General features: G+C 44.1%; 20 protein-coding genes. 5 read left to right on the forward strand and 15 right to left on the reverse strand.

Annotation, left to right across the window (positions count from 1 at the left end; genetic code table 11):
• Window positions 1–212: 212 nt before the first annotated feature.
• On the forward strand, window positions 213–1136 hold the full coding sequence (locus BM008_RS13000; protein WP_091937701.1) for a beta/alpha barrel domain-containing protein: 924 nt from the start codon (window positions 213–215) through the stop codon (window positions 1134–1136).
• Window positions 1137–1337: 201 nt separating this feature from the next.
• Complete coding sequence (locus BM008_RS13005; RefSeq protein WP_091937702.1) at window positions 1338–2318, forward strand: sensor histidine kinase; 981 nt, start codon at window positions 1338–1340, stop codon at window positions 2316–2318.
• A 36-nt stretch (window positions 2319–2354) separates the two neighbouring features.
• On the opposite strand, the gene BM008_RS13010 is transcribed toward BM008_RS13005, so the two are convergent.
• The 3 genes from BM008_RS13010 to BM008_RS13020 all read right to left on the reverse strand — a co-directional run bounded on the left by BM008_RS13010 (window position 2355) and on the right by BM008_RS13020 (window position 5242).
• Window positions 2355–2942, reverse strand: coding sequence for a hypothetical protein (locus BM008_RS13010; RefSeq protein WP_091937704.1), 588 nt, complete (start codon window positions 2940–2942; stop codon window positions 2355–2357).
• A 117-nt stretch (window positions 2943–3059) separates the two neighbouring features.
• Window positions 3060–3941: an RPA family protein gene (locus BM008_RS13015; RefSeq protein WP_091937706.1), complete on the reverse strand. Its 882-nt coding sequence runs from the start codon at window positions 3939–3941 to the stop codon at window positions 3060–3062.
• Window positions 3938–5242: a Single-stranded DNA binding protein gene (locus tag BM008_RS13020; protein WP_091937708.1), complete on the reverse strand. Its 1305-nt coding sequence runs from the start codon at window positions 5240–5242 to the stop codon at window positions 3938–3940. Before BM008_RS13020 ends, BM008_RS13015 begins: the two co-directional genes overlap by 4 nt.
• A gap of 202 nt (window positions 5243–5444) precedes the next feature.
• Between BM008_RS13020 and BM008_RS13025 the strand changes: the two genes are divergently transcribed.
• Both BM008_RS13025 and BM008_RS13030 read left to right on the forward strand, forming a co-directional pair.
• The gene (locus tag BM008_RS13025) at window positions 5445–5885 is read left to right on the forward strand and encodes a flavodoxin domain-containing protein (RefSeq protein WP_091937710.1); all 441 of its coding nucleotides are present in this window, start codon (window positions 5445–5447) and stop codon (window positions 5883–5885) included.
• A gap of 148 nt (window positions 5886–6033) precedes the next feature.
• Window positions 6034–6246, forward strand: a complete 213-nt coding sequence (locus BM008_RS13030) for a histone family protein (RefSeq protein ID WP_091937712.1) — start codon at window positions 6034–6036, stop codon at window positions 6244–6246.
• A gap of 41 nt (window positions 6247–6287) precedes the next feature.
• Here the strand turns inward: BM008_RS13030 and BM008_RS13035 are convergent, their stop codons facing one another.
• From BM008_RS13035 to BM008_RS13085, 11 genes are all read right to left on the reverse strand, one after another.
• Window positions 6288–6731, reverse strand: a complete 444-nt coding sequence (locus BM008_RS13035) for a COG2426 family protein (RefSeq protein WP_394328927.1) — start codon at window positions 6729–6731, stop codon at window positions 6288–6290.
• Window positions 6732–6787: 56 nt separating this feature from the next.
• On the reverse strand, window positions 6788–7750 hold the full coding sequence (locus BM008_RS13040) for a replication factor C small subunit (RefSeq protein ID WP_091937715.1): 963 nt from the start codon (window positions 7748–7750) through the stop codon (window positions 6788–6790).
• A gap of 120 nt (window positions 7751–7870) precedes the next feature.
• Window positions 7871–8203, reverse strand: a complete 333-nt coding sequence (locus BM008_RS13045; protein WP_091937717.1) for a DUF4870 domain-containing protein — start codon at window positions 8201–8203, stop codon at window positions 7871–7873.
• Between the two features lie 4 nt (window positions 8204–8207).
• Window positions 8208–9008 (reverse strand): Rnf electron transport complex subunit RnfB, encoded by an 801-nt coding sequence (gene rnfB / locus BM008_RS13050; RefSeq protein WP_091937720.1) that lies wholly within the window; start codon window positions 9006–9008, stop codon window positions 8208–8210.
• A complete protein-coding gene (rnfA, locus tag BM008_RS13055; protein ID WP_091937722.1) occupies window positions 9005–9592 on the reverse strand; it encodes an Rnf electron transport complex subunit RnfA in 588 nt (195 codons plus the stop codon). The genes rnfB and rnfA overlap by 4 nt, the downstream gene beginning before the upstream one ends.
• 1 nt (window position 9593) lies before the next feature.
• Window positions 9594–10208 carry an Rnf electron transport complex subunit RnfE gene (rnfE, locus tag BM008_RS13060; protein ID WP_091937724.1) on the reverse strand — a complete coding sequence of 205 codons (615 nt, stop codon included), beginning with the start codon at window positions 10206–10208 and terminating at the stop codon, window positions 9594–9596.
• Between the two features lie 4 nt (window positions 10209–10212).
• Window positions 10213–10785, reverse strand: a complete 573-nt coding sequence (gene rnfG, locus BM008_RS13065) for an Rnf electron transport complex subunit RnfG (RefSeq protein WP_091937726.1) — start codon at window positions 10783–10785, stop codon at window positions 10213–10215.
• Entirely contained in the window at window positions 10778–11794 is a 1017-nt protein-coding gene (gene rnfD / locus BM008_RS13070) for an Rnf electron transport complex subunit RnfD (protein ID WP_091937727.1), read from the reverse strand. The genes rnfG and rnfD overlap by 8 nt, the downstream gene beginning before the upstream one ends.
• Window positions 11795–11796: 2 nt before the next feature.
• Window positions 11797–13146, reverse strand: coding sequence for an Rnf electron transport complex subunit RnfC (gene rnfC, locus BM008_RS13075; protein ID WP_091937729.1), 1350 nt, complete (start codon window positions 13144–13146; stop codon window positions 11797–11799).
• Window positions 13147–13158: 12 nt separating this feature from the next.
• On the reverse strand, window positions 13159–14718 hold the full coding sequence (mmcA, locus tag BM008_RS13080; RefSeq protein ID WP_091937731.1) for a methanogenesis multiheme c-type cytochrome: 1560 nt from the start codon (window positions 14716–14718) through the stop codon (window positions 13159–13161).
• Between the two features lie 11 nt (window positions 14719–14729).
• Window positions 14730–15134 (reverse strand): hypothetical protein, encoded by a 405-nt coding sequence (locus tag BM008_RS13085; protein ID WP_091937733.1) that lies wholly within the window; start codon window positions 15132–15134, stop codon window positions 14730–14732.
• A gap of 107 nt (window positions 15135–15241) precedes the next feature.
• Between BM008_RS13085 and BM008_RS13090 the strand changes: the two genes are divergently transcribed.
• Entirely contained in the window at window positions 15242–16264 is a 1023-nt protein-coding gene (locus BM008_RS13090; RefSeq protein WP_091937735.1) for an FAD:protein FMN transferase, read from the forward strand.
• A 30-nt stretch (window positions 16265–16294) separates the two neighbouring features.
• Here the strand turns inward: BM008_RS13090 and thpR are convergent, their stop codons facing one another.
• Window positions 16295–16837, reverse strand: a complete 543-nt coding sequence (thpR, locus tag BM008_RS13095; RefSeq protein WP_091937804.1) for an RNA 2',3'-cyclic phosphodiesterase — start codon at window positions 16835–16837, stop codon at window positions 16295–16297.
• Window positions 16838–16865: the final 28 nt, after the last annotated feature.

Consider the following 16865-nt stretch of genomic DNA (forward strand, 5'->3'; position numbering starts at 1 on the left):
CAATGTGGTATTTACTATAAAATCCTAATGCAGTGAAGAAAATATAACAAAAGGTGACAGCAAGGCAGGGGTCTATGACCATCTTCTTATTGAGATGATACCAGCTTTTTTATATCAGCTCCCTGACGTACACAATAATTAAAATAGAAAAACATGATTATGGGTAGTTAGGAAACAAAACGCTTATAGAACAATATATTAGAGTGATAAAGATGGTCTCAATAAAAGAAGAAGACATTAAAGTCCCATTAGATGTCCCGCAGGAAGCGCGTGAAACATACATAAAGAATTATATGGAGATCACCCAGAACACAGGCAGGTTGATGCTCTTTGCAGGTGACCAGAAGGTAGAACACCTTAATGACGATTTCTTTGGAGAAGGCGTACCTGCTGATGACAATGACCCTGAACACCTTTTTAAGATCGCTGCAAGCTCCAATATAGGTGTATTTGCAACACAACTGGGTCTTATTGCAAGATATGGAATGGACTATCCGGACATACCATACCTTGTCAAGATCAACTCCAAATCACACCTTGTTAAAACAAAGGATGATGACCCTTTCAGCAACCAGTGGTATGATATGCAGCAGGTCGCCCAGTTCCGCGAGAACAGTGGACTCAATATAACTGGCATCGGCTACACCATATATCTTGGTAGCAAATACGAAGCTGAGATGCTCTATCAGGCTGCACAGCTCATCTACGAAGCACACCAGTATGGTATGCTCACCGTGCTCTGGATATACCCAAGAGGAACAGCTGTTGAGAACGAGAAGGACCCACATCTCATTGCAGGTGCTACAGGAGTTGGAGCTTGCCTTAATGCAGACTTTGTGAAGGTCAACTATCCAAAAGCTGAAGGAATACCTGCTGAAGAAGCATTCAAGGAATCTGTACTTGCTGCAGGAAGGACAAAGGTTGTCTGTGCCGGCGGATCAAGCGATGACCCTGAAGCATTCCTCAAGAAGCTCTATGCACAGATACACGTAAGCGGTGCAGAGGGCAATGCAACTGGAAGGAACATCCACCAGAAGCCACTCGACGAGGCTGTCAGGATGTGCAATGCCATTAACGCAATAACTGTTGAAGATGCATCTGTTGAAGATGCTCTGAAGATCTACAACAACGAATGATCATATCGATACATGGCCAGTTCCATGTATCAATAATACTTTTTTTCTTTTAAATGATGAAAGACCTACCTGAAAGGTTGTCACTTACCTTCAAAGTGGAGATCACTTCAAATATAAAATACAATAATATAGATTTTAGGAAATAATTATATATAGATTGTAAGGAATTAGACTTCCTAATCCCAATAAAAAGTGCACCATATGGACCTAAGATCAATAAATTCCAGAAAAGAAGCTCTGCATAGGAGAATAATCCTTGATGCAGTACTGATAATTGCAGGAATGACCTTTGTATTGTTCATACTATTCCTTGTGGGAACTTCAGGAACCCTACACAAAGCCAGGCTCCCGTGCGAAGAATGGATAATCATAGAACTGTTGGTCACCATGGTGCTTCTGGTGATATCATCATGGCTATTCTCATTCCGAAGGTGCACGGATATAAAGAATGCTGTCAAAGAGTTCAATTCTATCGATGCCATCAAGGAAGAGTTCATCTCGAATCTAAGACATGAGCTCAAAACCCCGCTGGTACCTATAAAGGGCTATTCTGAACTTCTGTTCGATGGAACACTTGGTGAAATGAGCCAAAAGCAGAAAGAAGCAGTGAACAAGATAAAGGTCTCTTCTGAAAGGCTCGAAAGACTCATTGACTCACTTATTTTTATCAGTGTCGCAAAATACGGGGATCTGGAATACACATTCACAACCCTGAGACTGGAAGACATTATAACCTCTACAATATCCGAGCTATTGATACCCCTGAAACAAAAAGAACAGAAGCTTGAGACAAATATACAACCCGGACTCCAATTTATAGAAGGGGATAGAAAGTTTCTGAAAGAGGCGGTCAGCCAGATACTTGAAAATGCCATCAAATTCAGCCCAAAAGGAGGAACTATACTATTAACAGTGAACGAAGGGTACAAAAGTCTTCATATAAAGATCATTGATAAAGGAATAGGGATCCCCGAAGAAGAGATAGAGAATATATTCCAGAGATTCTATCAGATCGATGGTTCCAAAACAAGACGATACGGCGGCAACGGGCTGGGGCTTCATATTGCCAGAACGATCACTGAAGCACACAACGGTAGCATCTGGATAGAAAGCGTCCTTGGAGAAGGAACAACAGTGCATATCAGGCTACCAACTCCAAAAGATGGAAAAATAAAAGAATAAGATAAATGGCATCTGCAAAGCAGATACCTTCAAGCTTTACTCACAGGAACACTCAAAATCGAATCCAAGAAGGAATGTACCGGTTCCGTGAACATTTTCAAGTCCCATCTTCTCCTTAAGGTATTCATCACTTGGAGGGGATGGAGAAGCAAGTATCACATTGCAGACCTTGTCAACGCTCTCTACTTCCTCGCATGGTTTAGGAGGGAGCACAACGATCAAAGGATTGTTCTTGACATCCATCTTTTTGAGAACACTGGTATCATATATCACAATATTACCGATCACAAGTTTATCCTTACAGGACTTCACTTCTTCCAGCTTTGCCTCATCATCGACATCCTGACCTACAACACAACCATCGTGCATAAGTATCACATTGGGACCCTCAGGCCAGCAGAAATCCATGGTTGTCGTGAATGCGAAGATAACATTATTGTTCAGGACTGCTTTTACACCTTTGTTGTCACCACGGCCAAGACCCATCAGGGTCATCTCATCAGCCTTTTTCTCAAGTTCCCTGATGATCTCACGGTCCTCTTCGTTGAGAAGGAGTGTATCCCCTACACCCTTCATGCCTATGATACTGTTTTTTACATTTTCTATGATCTCGTCATTTGCCATGAGTATCCCTTCATTAGTAGTATGAATTGGTATGGTTGAATTACTCTTCAGGAGTAATATCCATCCGTATTTAAGCATAGCGGACGTAAAAACATGTTAGCCATCTAAGACACATGGTCAATGGATCACCTTGAAGAAGCCAGCTCGGGGCTCATAGATATCACCTTTTGAAAGCATGGACCTTAATGCTGTTTCTGCAACCTTCTCAGGTATGTTCCTGGAACCTGTGGCCTGTATGTAGTCATAATATTCAAATCCACTACCATCATCAATGGTCTCAATAACTGACATGATAGCAGAATCATTATCCAGTTCTTCTTCCTGATCGCCGGATGACTCCCTTATAGAACAAAGGGCCTTCTTCACATCAGACCTCAAGGAATCATAGTAGCCCTTATCTTTATGATAATAGTCCAGTGAAAGACATATACCCCTTGCAATCGTTTCAGGCACATCGCATGACAGGAACCAGTCCATTGGTTTCCCTTCCTCTTTACCGGAAGAGAAGAAACCTTCGAACAGGTCCAGACGGTCAAGGGTCATTTCTGCAGTATCAACTATCCACCTGTCACGTATTGACTCATCAACATAGCTGATCTCCTCCGGACGGAGTGAAACATAGACTGAACCATCGCCGGGCTCATATGAACGAACCTTTCCAAGGACCATTACATAAGAAGGTACCTTGACACTGGAAAGAAAGATAGATGCATCCGGCTGGTAGCTTCCTGCATAGACAGTAAAAGCACCTGTGGGATCAGATATACGTGCCCTCCATAGCTCTTTTTCGTGTCCTTCCTGATCAGAGAGCCTGTCAACCTCGGTAATAACACCAACAACAAGCACCCTGTTGACCTTCATACCCGTAGGGGTTATGAGAAAATTAGGAGAATATACTTCATGATCACCCGTTGATGATGAATTTGAATAGAGATTAAAACGGGAATCATTGAACTCATTTGCAAACATCCTGTATGCTACTTCCCTTTCCACCATCATTCATCACATCCTTCGCCCATTCTTTCCAGAAGTTCATCGATACGTTCCTGAATATCATCATCCGGCACCCATACAGACCTTGCCACCAGAGAGACACCAAACTCGTTCTTAGAGGAATTACCACGGGCTGCAAGATACCTCCCGGTCAATATCTTTTTCATGTCCTCGAAGACCGCATCTTCTGACATGGATGTGTGAGCCATCTTCTCCACCTCTTCCATGGCCTTTCCGTAGATGGCCTCCGAAAGCTCACGATTGAGCATCAGATGGATTGCACCGGTCCCGTCATCGAGTATCGCCTTTATGCGCATGTCCACAAGGCATTCTACATCTCCGTGAGAACGACACGCAGACTTCTGGGTCACACGGTTACATACAGGACACCTTTCTATCAGACCTGAACCAGACCTGACAGAGATCACATTTCCCTTTACGGTCACATCGAACATGCCATCCTTTTCAAGTATCTGCTCGATCGCTATTGGTGACCCTGACCTGCTCACTGAATCCATAGTGAAAGGCAGCCCATCAGGGTCAACTTCCTTAAAAGTGGTTTTGTCATTGAAATTAATAGATGGCAGACCACGGAAGATCCGTACAGCAGCACCCTCAAAACGGACATAGTCACCAATATCCAGTTTCCCAAGAGGGACCCATGATGTGAATGGGAGCTTGGCAGTCTCATCAGCGACCACACCTTCCACAACGGTGACCTCCTCGCCTTTTAACATGATCTCACGATGATACATCTCAACTATAAGCACCACTGAACTTGCAATGACGTCTGCAGGGACGATCTCACCAAGTTTCTTAAGATTAGAATGTGACAGTTGCTCAATATCAGGAAGGTCACTATCCTGCAGATGGATAAGAGTGGAACGTTTTCCAAAATAAAGTTCCGGGCGATTGTTCCAGAGACGTGTATATGCATTCTTGACCCTGATGACATCACCTGAGCTAAGGGAAAGATCATCCCAACATGTAAAAGAGCAGATACCGGTCTCGTCACCCAGTGTTCCTGAGAAAATCGTCCTTTGTTCACCCTGTATGGACACGGTCTTTTCAACAATATCTATGATACGTCCCGAGATATCGATACCATTCGATCCCACAGACAGGTCCTTTACTTTAACAGTGTTTGAAGATCCTGGAGAATACTTGTTCTTCAGTATCTTTTTCGCTTCATCAAGAGGAACACGATATTTCAGGAGCTTTTTTAGTTCCGTGCTTATTTCTTCCTTGCTGATATCACCAAGCGCCATGGTTAATTCATCAATGTGTGGCGCGATCTTCTCGTCCATATGGAGTCTCCATTATTTGAAGTGATATTATTGTATTTCCTGATATGCAATAAAGATAACCTTGTCAGAATAGTATCCGGTCTTGCTATCCAATACCTGGAAATGTTTATGAACAGGCAGGCCACATATTCTCAAGAGAGTGGTGCTGAAGCTTTTGACCAGCCGAAGGTCCATTAATGAAAATAATATGGGGAACAGAAAAATGCCAAGACTTGCAATAGTATATCTTAGTACACAGGGAAGCACAAAGATGATGGCAGAGGCCATTGCACAGGGAGCACGTGAAAAGCATATAGATGTGGATGTCAACAGTTTCTACGAGTGGGATCCGGCCGATGTAGCTGAGTATGATGCTATCTGTATTGGATCTTCGACATTCTACTACACAATGCTTGAACCAATTTCCAAGTTCCTGGATAAGCTAATAGATATTGGGATCGAAGGAAAGGTCGGTGCATCATTCGGGTCATATGGATGGAGCGGAGAAGCCCCTGTACAGATCGCTGAAAGATTGAGAAAAGCAGGCGTTGATGTGATCGATCCGGTATTAAGGATACAATACATACCCAACGAAAAGGATCTTGCAGAATGCATCCGGCTGGGAAAGGATCTTGGTATCAAGATGAAAAAGAAGCATATATGATATTTATCAGGATATCAAATAAGCTATTTAAGAAAATATAGTTGATCGAATCCTTAAAAGATGTGAAAAAACTATATATACTGTCTTTTGGTAATTGATACGTGTAATTCAACCTTATCAATAATACAAGACATATAAGAGGATATTTATGACAATAATACCATTTGCACCCATAGAGAGAGTAATAAGGAATGCTGGAGCACAGAGAGTAAGTGAATCAGCAGGCATAGCACTTACAGAGATCCTGGAAGAATTTGGACTGGAGATATCCAGAGAAGCCATAAAACTTGCAGAGCATGCAGGAAGAAAGACAGTAAAGGCTGAAGATATCGCTCTTGCAAAAGAGATGCTGGGTAAATAATACCAGCACACATACTTTTTTTTATTTTGATTTTGCTGTTATCAGATAATAGCTAACAGACCCATTCCTGCCAGAGTGACAACGCTGACTATAAGTCCAGCTATAAGGACACCTGAGAATATAGCAGGCAATGAATGCCGGAACTTTATCCCGAATACAAAAGCTGCTGCACATCCTGTCCATGCACCAGTTACAGGTAACGGCACAGCAACGAACAGGGTTAGAGCAAGAGTACCATATTTTTCAAATCTTTCCGAATGGTTACGCTGGGTCCTGCCAAAAAGCCATGAAAAGAACTTCTCAAATATAGCATATCTTCTAAGATATGTCGAGACAGGGTCCAGGAACAGAAGTAATGGGATGACAGGCAACATATTGCCCATTACAGCAAAGATGAACGCGGATACCGGATGCATCCCATATACACCCAAAGCAATGGGAATGGCACCCCTTAGTTCGAATACTGGCAGTGCCCCTATGATCATGGTAGCAAGCCAGTGAGGGAAAGAAGAAAGTAATTCGACTACCTGTGCTTCAAGGCTCAATTGGACTCCTTACCTGACAAGGCAAAGTGTGCCAGAAGACATTCAAGCTGTATCCTTTCATTGGCACCTTCCGTAAGTCTGAAATCGATCTCTCCGATGACGTCGATAAGTTCAACCATTTTCTTTTCAGGAATATCCACATCGGACATCGCCCTGTAGATCTGACCTACAACATCCTCTCCTGAAAGACCCTGCTCCAGCAGAAGAACATCAAGATGTTTCCTTGATGCTATGAAATTACCTGAAAGTGCTGTCTCGATGAGCTCTTTGACCTGCTCGGGACGAGCTGTTGCAGTGATCTTGTATATGGCATCCTTGTGGATGGTATCTGCAATAAGTGCTGCAGCCTGAAGAGCATTTATAGCTTTTCTCATATCACCCTGTGCAACATACTTGATGGCGTCCACACCATCATCTGCAATGTCCAGACCCTCGTTCTCTGCCACAAAACGAATACGTTCAGCTACAGATTCATCAGAGAGAGGACGGAACCTGTAAACAGCACATCTGGACTGAATTGGCTCGATTATCTTGGATGAATAATTACATGAAAGGATGAAACGACAATTATTGGTGTAACGTTCCATTGTACGCCTGAGGGCTGACTGAGCATCGGATGTCAGTGCATCGGCCTCATCAAGGAAGATTATCTTGAAATCAGCGCCACCTATAGGAGTGGTCTTGGCAAAGTTCTTTATCTTCGTTCTGACAACATCGATACCACGTTCATCGGACGCATTGAGCTCTGTGAAGTTCTCACGCCATGAATCCTGAAAAAGCTCGCGTGCTATTGAAACAGATGTAGCTGTTTTCCCTACTCCGGGAGGACCTGAGAACAGGAGATGTGGAAGGTTCCTTGTACTTATGTACGACTTTAACCTTTCTACAGCCTCTTTCTGGCCTACCACGTCATCAAGTTTAAAAGGCCTATACTTTTCGATCCATATCTCTTCTTTAATTTCAAACCCTCCGCATGGAAGTATGCATACCTGCAGTTAATAGGAAGATGTAGTTTTTTAAGTTTTCGTAAATAAAAAAAGGAAAAACAGGATTATGTCCGAAGACATCTCCTGAAAAGCTTACTGGTAGATCAGCTTATAAGCGTAGCTACCTACCAGAGGGATCTTGAGAAGTACACCTCTGTATGCTATAATGACAAGCACCAGTATGAAGAACAGTGCACCGAATCCAAGGAAATCAGCTATTATCCAGCCAACATATGGCACCCATCCCACTATGAAGATAAGTAATGATAGCGGGAGGAAGATTAATAGTGACTGCATTGCATGAAACCTGACAAACTTGTTGTCCGGCTCAATTAGCAGGAAGATTATCCCTGTGATCCAGAAACCTACGTAGCTAAGTGCTGCCACGATGTTCTCATCCAGACCTATCTTTGTCTTATATGTCATATGATCACCTGATAGCAATTGTATTCTGCGGGCATTTCTCTACACATATTCCACATGCAGTACATTTGTCCTGGTCGATCTCTGCGAGGAACTTAGTGACCGTTATAGCTTCTTCCGGACAGTTCTTCTCACATATCTTACAACCGATACAACCCACAGTACAGGACTCTTTTACAGCCTTACCTTTATCATGTGACATACAAAGTACATGTACCTTTTCAGACTCCTTTGCGAATGCCAGTATGTCATTTGGACATGATGCGATACAGAGACCACAGCTGGTACAAAGGTTCTTGTTCACATGAGGAAGACGGTCATCTCCAATGTAGAGTGCTTCGAAAGGACATGCACGGACACAGGTTCCTCTGCCCATACATCCATAGTTACAGCCCTTCTCCCCATCTGAGAGAAGCATGACCGCTTTACAGTCCTCAAAGCCAACGTACTCGAAGCGGTCAACACAATTGAGACCACCGTTACATCTTACGAAAGGATACTGCTCTTCGCCTTCTGAAACTTCCTGGCCGAGTATACCACCTATTTCTTTTGCGACCTCAAAGCCACCAACGGGACAGCCTGTAATAGGCGCTCCTTCGTTTACCACACGCTCTGCAAAGTCAGCACAGCCTGCATAACCACAAGCACCACAGTTGGCACCTGGAAGGACTTCAACGATCTCGTCCACAAGCGGATTTGTCTCTACTCTGAACTTCTTGGATGCCACAATGAGCATAACACCAACAGCCAGTCCAAGAGCTCCAAGGATCGCTGTTGCCTGTATAAGTAAAGTTACCAGTTCGCTCATATTGGAATCACCCAGAAGTAATTAACGAAGGCCATAGAAAGCATCGTTGCAATGAAGAATGCCTGTGGCAATCCTCTGATAGAGGATGGGACATTCACGAATGTTGAACGCTCCCTTATACCGGACATCATCAGCATTACGACAGTATATCCAAGACCTGCAGAGATACCGAAGACAACACTCTGGATGAAGTTGTACTCGGAACTGACGTTCAGTAATACCACACCTAATACAGCACAGTTGGTAGTGATAAGTGGCAGGTAGATACCCAGTGAACGATAGAGTGACGGGATGTTCTTCCTGACAACGAACTCTACAAGCTGTACAAGTGCTGCAATAACTACGATGAAACTAATAAGATCCAGGAATTCCATCTTTGTAGGTACAAGGATGTAATTATAGATCATATACGATACAGTGGAGGCCAGTGCCATAACAAATACCACGGCTCCAGACATTCCTGCCGCACTTTTGACGTCCTTGGTCACACCTACAAAGGAACAGAGCCCAAGGAACTGGATAAGCAGGAAGTTCTTAATGAAGATACCATCCATGAAGATGGCGAATAATGCTTTTTCTACCATTTTAACCACCCTTTGCTCTCTTCTTTGCTCTCTGATAGTTCACGATAGCCATAAGTGATCCAATTGTAAGGAAAGCACCTGGTGGCAGTATCATTGTTGTCACAGATGGATTGATCGGCAAGGTAATGAGTGTGTGATCGAATGTTACGATCTGTCCTGTACCGAGGAGCTCCCTTATACCACCGATGAGCATAAGGACAAGCAGGAAACCGGTAGAGGTACCAAGACCATCTATGAAAGAATAGAACACATTGTTCTTGTTAGCATATGCTTCTGCACGCCCGATGATGATACAGTTCACCACGATCAGTGGAATGAACACACCTAACGCCGCGTACATGGGCGGGAAATAAGCCTGCATTATCATCTTTACAATGGACACGAATGTCGCGATGATGATAATAAATATAGGCAATCTTACAGCTGAAGGGATCTGTTTCCTTAAAGCTGAAACGAAAATGTTCGAACATACAAGTACAAATGCTGTACCTGCGGACATACCGATAGCATTCTCGACTGATGTGGTCACTGCCAATGTAGGACAGAGGCCCAGAACAAGTCCGAATATCGGGTTGTCTCTTGTAATACCACGAATATATTCACTTAACGGGTCCATAATATCACTCCTCTGCCCCTTCGATCGAAGTTATCTTAGTATTCAGGGCATCTATTACAGCCTGAGAGGATATCGTTGCGCCTGTGATAGCGTCTATGGAACCTCCAGAACTGGAAAGACTCAGTGAGTCTACTGGAATATCTATAAACTGATTTCGGAAGGCATCTTCAACGATCTTTGCGCCAAGTCCAGGGGTCTCTTCATGACTCAGGACATCCATTCCACGAACTGTTGAGAATGTTGAATCTACACCGCCTGCAACAACAAGGGGAGCCTGTGCACCTGCCTGTTGCTGGAAGAAAGCATAACCAATTATGTTGCCAGAGGAATCCAGTGCACGATAATAAAGCACTACCGGGTTTCCATCGTCGTCAACAGTGTCCCCATAGACCTCTTCAAAGTTACCGCTTGCCTCTGGGATAAGCTCGCCTAATATCACTTTTTTGGAATTTGCCTCATTTATCTTAAGCTGCTCGCTTGTAGGAACATAAGTGATACCCAACAGAAGAGCTGCTACTACTGAGATCAGTACAAGTTTTCCTATAACTACGATGGTATCTTTATTGGAATCACTCATTTTCGATCACCTCGAACTTAAGGGAGGATGGGATCTTGTCCATTATATTCCTGTAGATCTTTTCAGGAAGGGACATGGTTCCAAATGATGCAGGCATGGTATTGATCTCAATATAAGAACCGACACAGTTCGCAAGGAAGATACCGTAGAACACTCCGTCAACATAGTTGCTGAAGTATCCGTAAATGAAAACCAGTACACCACAGACAATACCATAGACGATACGTCCTTTCTTGGTCACCGGCGAGGTTGGTGTGTCAGTTGCAATGAAGAGGATCCCAAAGAATGTCGCACCTATCATCGCATATGGGAGTTCAGGGCTCATATCAAGGAAAGTGAAGAGCTGTGACATGTACATCAAAGGATTGAGCACGCCTTCATGGATAAGAGCTGTAACACCGGAAATGAACAACATTATCTGAGGTAATGCGACCATTGTTGCAAAGAATGCAACAGGGACCCTCCAGTCCACATATCTCTTGTATATGAGATACAGACCCCCAATAAGGAGAATAGGAGAAACACCTACCATCAGACCTGCACCGTTCTCAAGTAAAAGATCAGAGAACTGACCTACATGAGGTATAGAAGCAGGGGTCATATATGCAGACCAGGCACTTCTGATAAACACCCATGACACAAGGACAGGGTTGAATATGTAAGAACCAACGCCTCCAAAGACGTGTTTACCAACAGCAATAGCAAAGAAGCCACCAACAACAGGTATCCATAAAGGAGCATCTGTTGGGATGAGAAGTGCAAGCATGAGTCCTACAAGGGCTGCATGTCCATCAGCAATGGTCACTTTCTTCTTGGTGATCGTCTGTATTCCAAATTCTGTTGCTACGGCAGCCACTACTGATGCAATGATAATACCAAGTGCGGGAATACCAAAGAAGTAGATCGCTGCCAGACACAATGGAAGCAGAGCGATTATTTTACTAATATTCAAAGTTTTGAAATCTAATCTTGTTTTCTTATGAGGGGGAGCTGAAAGAGTATATGTCATTTTTACTCACCTCCACAGCCACAGCCAAGTTTCAGATTGGATGATTCTTTTGCAGGCATATCCGAATAGGCCATCTCTATAGCATCTTTTGCATATCTGATAAGCTGTAATATGTATATCTTCGATGGACAGACCGCTGCACAGTCACCACATTCGATGCAGTTCTCCACGTGTATCTGTCTGCACTCATCGAACCGACCCTGATCAGCCATAACAGCAAGACGGGCAGGTATGAGCTCCACAGGACAGACATCCACACAACGTGCACAGTGGATACATTCCATAGATTCGTCCCTTATGACCTCCTCAGGTTTCTGCAGAGAGATCCTGGTAGTTCCTTTTGTTACAGGGACCTGATCTGTGTACTGGGCCACACCGGACCTCACACCATTTGCGATTATCTTACCAATATCACCAGTGTGACCGTAGTGGTCTATAACATCCTTGAAAGGAGTACCGATCTTTACAGATATGTATTCCATCTTGTCAGAAACACCTTCTACTGATACAACAGTATCAAAGAATGGCTTTCCTTCATTAACAGCATCATAAAGAGCTTTGGCGGACTTGATACCACATACTGCAACACCTACATCCGTAGGATCACAGCCGATCTTGACCTTCCTTCCAGTTACATTATATGTAAAGAAGTTGAGGATCCTTTTACCATAGATACGCTTCTGGGACAGGACAACTATGTCAGAGTTCTGTTCCCTGTAATAGTACCCTACCTTACGGCTGCCTACCAATGGAGCTACCCTGAGCTTCTTCTTATCTACTTCGATACCTTCGAAAGCATCTATGGATTCCTTGTCATCGTCCCTAAGCACGATGGCTCCCTTTTTGGCACCTGCTGCCTTCATGAGCAGTTTCAGAGCATCCATTACCTGGGACGCATATTCCTTAGGTGTCTTGAAAGTACCACCGATCCATTCAGAAGAGGTAGCATTGATAAGTACTGTATCTATCTTCTTGCCCTTTGGCTTGAGAACAGTATGAGTAGGCACCCCATAATGTTCCACAATACCTGATTCCTTTATGAACTCTGCAAGTTTCTCGGGTTTGAGGTCCTTGCAGGGGGTGAACGGAACGGACTCATTACTGTCCTCAGGCTGGATGACAACGCTCATTGCCTTGTTACCATCCGGATGAGCAGACTCTTCAACAGCAATGACCTCACCACAGACACTTGAGTGAACTGCTGATGAGTAGTATTCCTTGCTCTCACCAATCTTCTGCCCAATGAGAACCCTGTCCCCTTTCTTTACAAGAGGTTCACAGACAGCACCTCTGTGCTGCCTGAGTGGAATTATGATCTTTTCCGGTAATTTATCTAGTGTTTTTATCTCCACTTTACCAACTCCTTAGAACGCAGGCTCCTTTTCTACTTCAGTAGGCTTTGCGCCTGGGATGGTCACATCTATTGTCTTGGCGGAGAAATCTGTTGGCGGAACGGTTTCAGCCGGATCAGACTCATAGCCCAGTGATTGCCAGTTGATAACCGGCACAGTGGTATGACAGACAGAACAATCCTGAGTCTCGTTTCCAAAGTGAATGTCCTGGAGTGTCTCTGAAGCAGATGCTCCGTGACAGTCCGCACATTCAAGAGGATCTGCAAGACCCGTATCAGCGCTTACAATATTGTGGCTTACCTGATAGTACATCTCAACGTATCTGAGAACTGCATCCGGATAATCAGGTGTTCCATCACCATTGCCGTCATATGAACGCATCTCATCTGCGGTCACTGAACCATCTCCATCTGCATCGGCACTGAGCACTTCAGCAGGAGCTATCGGATCACCGATCACGGAACTGCTGTTTGGATCAGCAACTACTTCTGCATCCAGACCTGCATCCCACCAGACACCGGTGATGATATTGAATGGCTTGAGAACTGAATCTTCCTCACGTTCCTGGACAGTTGGTAAAAGGTCGTAATAAACACCTTCTGACCATGAAAGTGAAGGGGAGAACTCTGTTTCATAGATGACATCCTCACGAACACCGTTCGCCCAGCTGAACTCCTTTATTACCGGAGTGCCTGTGGTGTCAGTTCCTGGAAGTGTGGGTATGTGACATGACTCACAACTGAGGAAGTCAAGGTGAGCATCGACCATTCCACCATGTGATATGCCTTCGTGACATCCTGATGAATCACAGTCCTTCACGCTTGCCTCTACATCCATATGAACGGACTCTGAAGCAAACAGGTATTCACGGCCACCGATCTGATGTTCTTCGGTCTCGTGGCATTCCTGACAATCCACATCATCGTGGACATCATATGAGGCAGAATCCTCAAGTGTCCATGCGACAGCAGTTGTTGCGAGGTCACCTGTATGACAGTTGCTTCCACAAAGAGCCTTGTTCGGTGCACCATTGACCTCGTCATGCACTTCGGTCACAAGTGGTAGTGGTGCCAGGACATCAAGCAGATAACTTGCTACATACAATGGTTCTTTCTGTAATTCTGCTCTTGATTCCTCGATAGCAGCATCGTTGGCATTTGAGAAGTCGCCTGAAGCTATGCTTTCTGCACGTGCTTCAAAGTCATATCCTCCGACCTGCTCGTGGCATATCATACAGTCGATATCCACACCATAGTCAGCCATGTAACCGCCACCAGGGTGAACCTGCCCATAGGTCACAGCCATGGTATCTTGGTCAATGCTGTCAGCATCAACACCATAGTCCATGATGGATGACCACTTCTTGAGGTCCTGCTCTACATGGTATGAACCGGAGACTTCCTCGTAGACACCTGCGTGACATCCACTACATGAACTGTCAGACCATTTCTGTTCGGTCATGTAATGAGTGGACATAGCTTCATTGCCGCTGTAACCAATATAGGCATACACACCGGCAGCTGCGAACATCACAACGAGGAGGCCGATAAGAATAGCATTCATTTTAGCCATATTTACCTCTCTCAGTTCTCCGCAACTTCTTCAAGCTGCCTGACAACAACGATGATGTTGTTCCTCAGATCCTGCTCATTTGTTATCTTCATGTCTTTTGAAACGTATTTATCGATCTCAAAAGACTTGCGCACTACACGTACATTAAAATCAAAGACCTTATCGAGAAGACCCTTTTGCGGGGTGATCCCTAAAAAGTCCACATCCATATGATTGCCAAGTACATTTGCTTTCAGTTCAATCTTGTCGAGAGAAGAACCTGGTTTCACGTAAATTATGTGATGTTTTACAAAACCAAAGTGTTTCTCAATACCTCTCCAACCGTACTCTTCCATTAGTTGATGAAGGGCGACTACAAGGTACTTATCCTTGCTTGAACTTGTTCCCGTACCTGAACCTGTGCTGGGATTGCTCATTCTACTACTTCCTTCAGATGAATATAATAACTAATACAGAAGGAAATTGGCTTCCTTCTTTTCCGCGGTACATAAGTTTAATATTTAGTTATATCTTTTCATACAGCATGAGGTATAAAACTGTTGCCATTGTACTGATAGCGTTTTTCACAGTATTATTCATGATAGATCATGTTTCTGACCTTGGTCCCGCTGACCCTATTGAGGACCAGAGTTACTCACAAACCAGAAGCCTGATGGACACTACTATCACAATATCAGTGGTCGGTAACAACGAAACCCATGCATTGGAAGTGATCGACAATGCTTTTGAAAAAATGTACTATGTTGACGAGATAATGAACAACTATGATAATGACAGCGAGATCGCCGTACTCAATAAAGAAAGTGCCGTGTATGATGCTGATCAGGAACTCATCTACGTCATCAACCGTTCCAAATATTACTCAGAGGTCAGCGGAGGTGCCTTTGACATCTCTATACAGCCAATACTCAGCCTCTGGGCAAGCAAATACAGCCCAGGAGGAACATATCTGGACCCCACACCTGAAGAGATAAATGAGACACTTGAACTCGTTAACCATTCAGCGATCCTCGTGGAAGGCAATAACATAATCCTCGAAGAAGATATGGCAATAACACTTGGCGGTGTTGCAAAAGGATATGCAGTTGACCTGGCGATCGATTCCATGATGAATGATGGCATAACGTCCGGATTCGTGAACGCAGGCGGAGATGGAAGATATATAGGTACCAAACCTGATGGCAGCATGTGGAGAGTAGGATTACAGAACCCGGAGAAAAGTGAAGATGCGGTCACCATAATGGACATTCAGGACATGGCTGTTGCCACAAGTGGAAATTATGAACGTTATTTCAGTGATGCTGCAAAGGTCTCGCACATAGCAGACCCAAGAACCGGATATTCTTCACAGAACCTCATCAGCGCAACTGTGATAACAGACACTGCAATGGATGCAGATGCTCTGGCAACTGCTGTATTCGTACTGGGTGAGAATGACGGAATGGAAATGATAGAAGAGCTAGAAGGAGTGGAGTGCCTGCTGATCACCCCGGATAAGAATATCGTTCGCTCCAGTGGTTTCTCTGGTTATGAGATAAAAGAGTGAAAATGATGCCTGATATCCACAGCAGGACATCTATTGCAGACTTACCTCATGAAGGGTCTCATATACAGGACCCTGCGGGGTTAGTACGCTCTTTTTAAGTTTAACAGAATCGACCTGCATCTCCCCTATATCAACATCCTTCAACTCATCGAGCAGTTCAAGGAAATCTGCCTTCTTCTTCTTGGGAAGGTACTTTACCCGTGCAAGGGTCGCATGTGCGCTGAAATTGTGCAGGTTCGGTTCGAGTTCGAACGAAGAAAGAGAATCGTTGATCGACCCATAAAGGTCAGCGAAGTTCCCTTCACATCCAAGCCATATAACCTTTGCAAACTTTGGTTTCGGAAATACACCGAGCCCTTTTACATGACCTTTAAAGGGTTCGCACTTCACCGAATCAAGGGCTTTGGAAATATCAGGGATCTTTTCATCAGGGACCTCACCCAGAAATTTCATTGTAATGTGAACTATACCGGGATCTACAAATTTGAACTTAAAATCATCGAACTTTGACTGGACATCGGCTATATTATCATGCAACTCCACAGGGAGATCTACCGCAACAAAAGTTCTCACCAAACCTATCACCAATTACCATTTATAT

Source organism: Methanolobus profundi, from assembly GCF_900114835.1.
GTDB lineage: Archaea > Halobacteriota > Methanosarcinia > Methanosarcinales > Methanosarcinaceae > Methanolobus > Methanolobus profundi.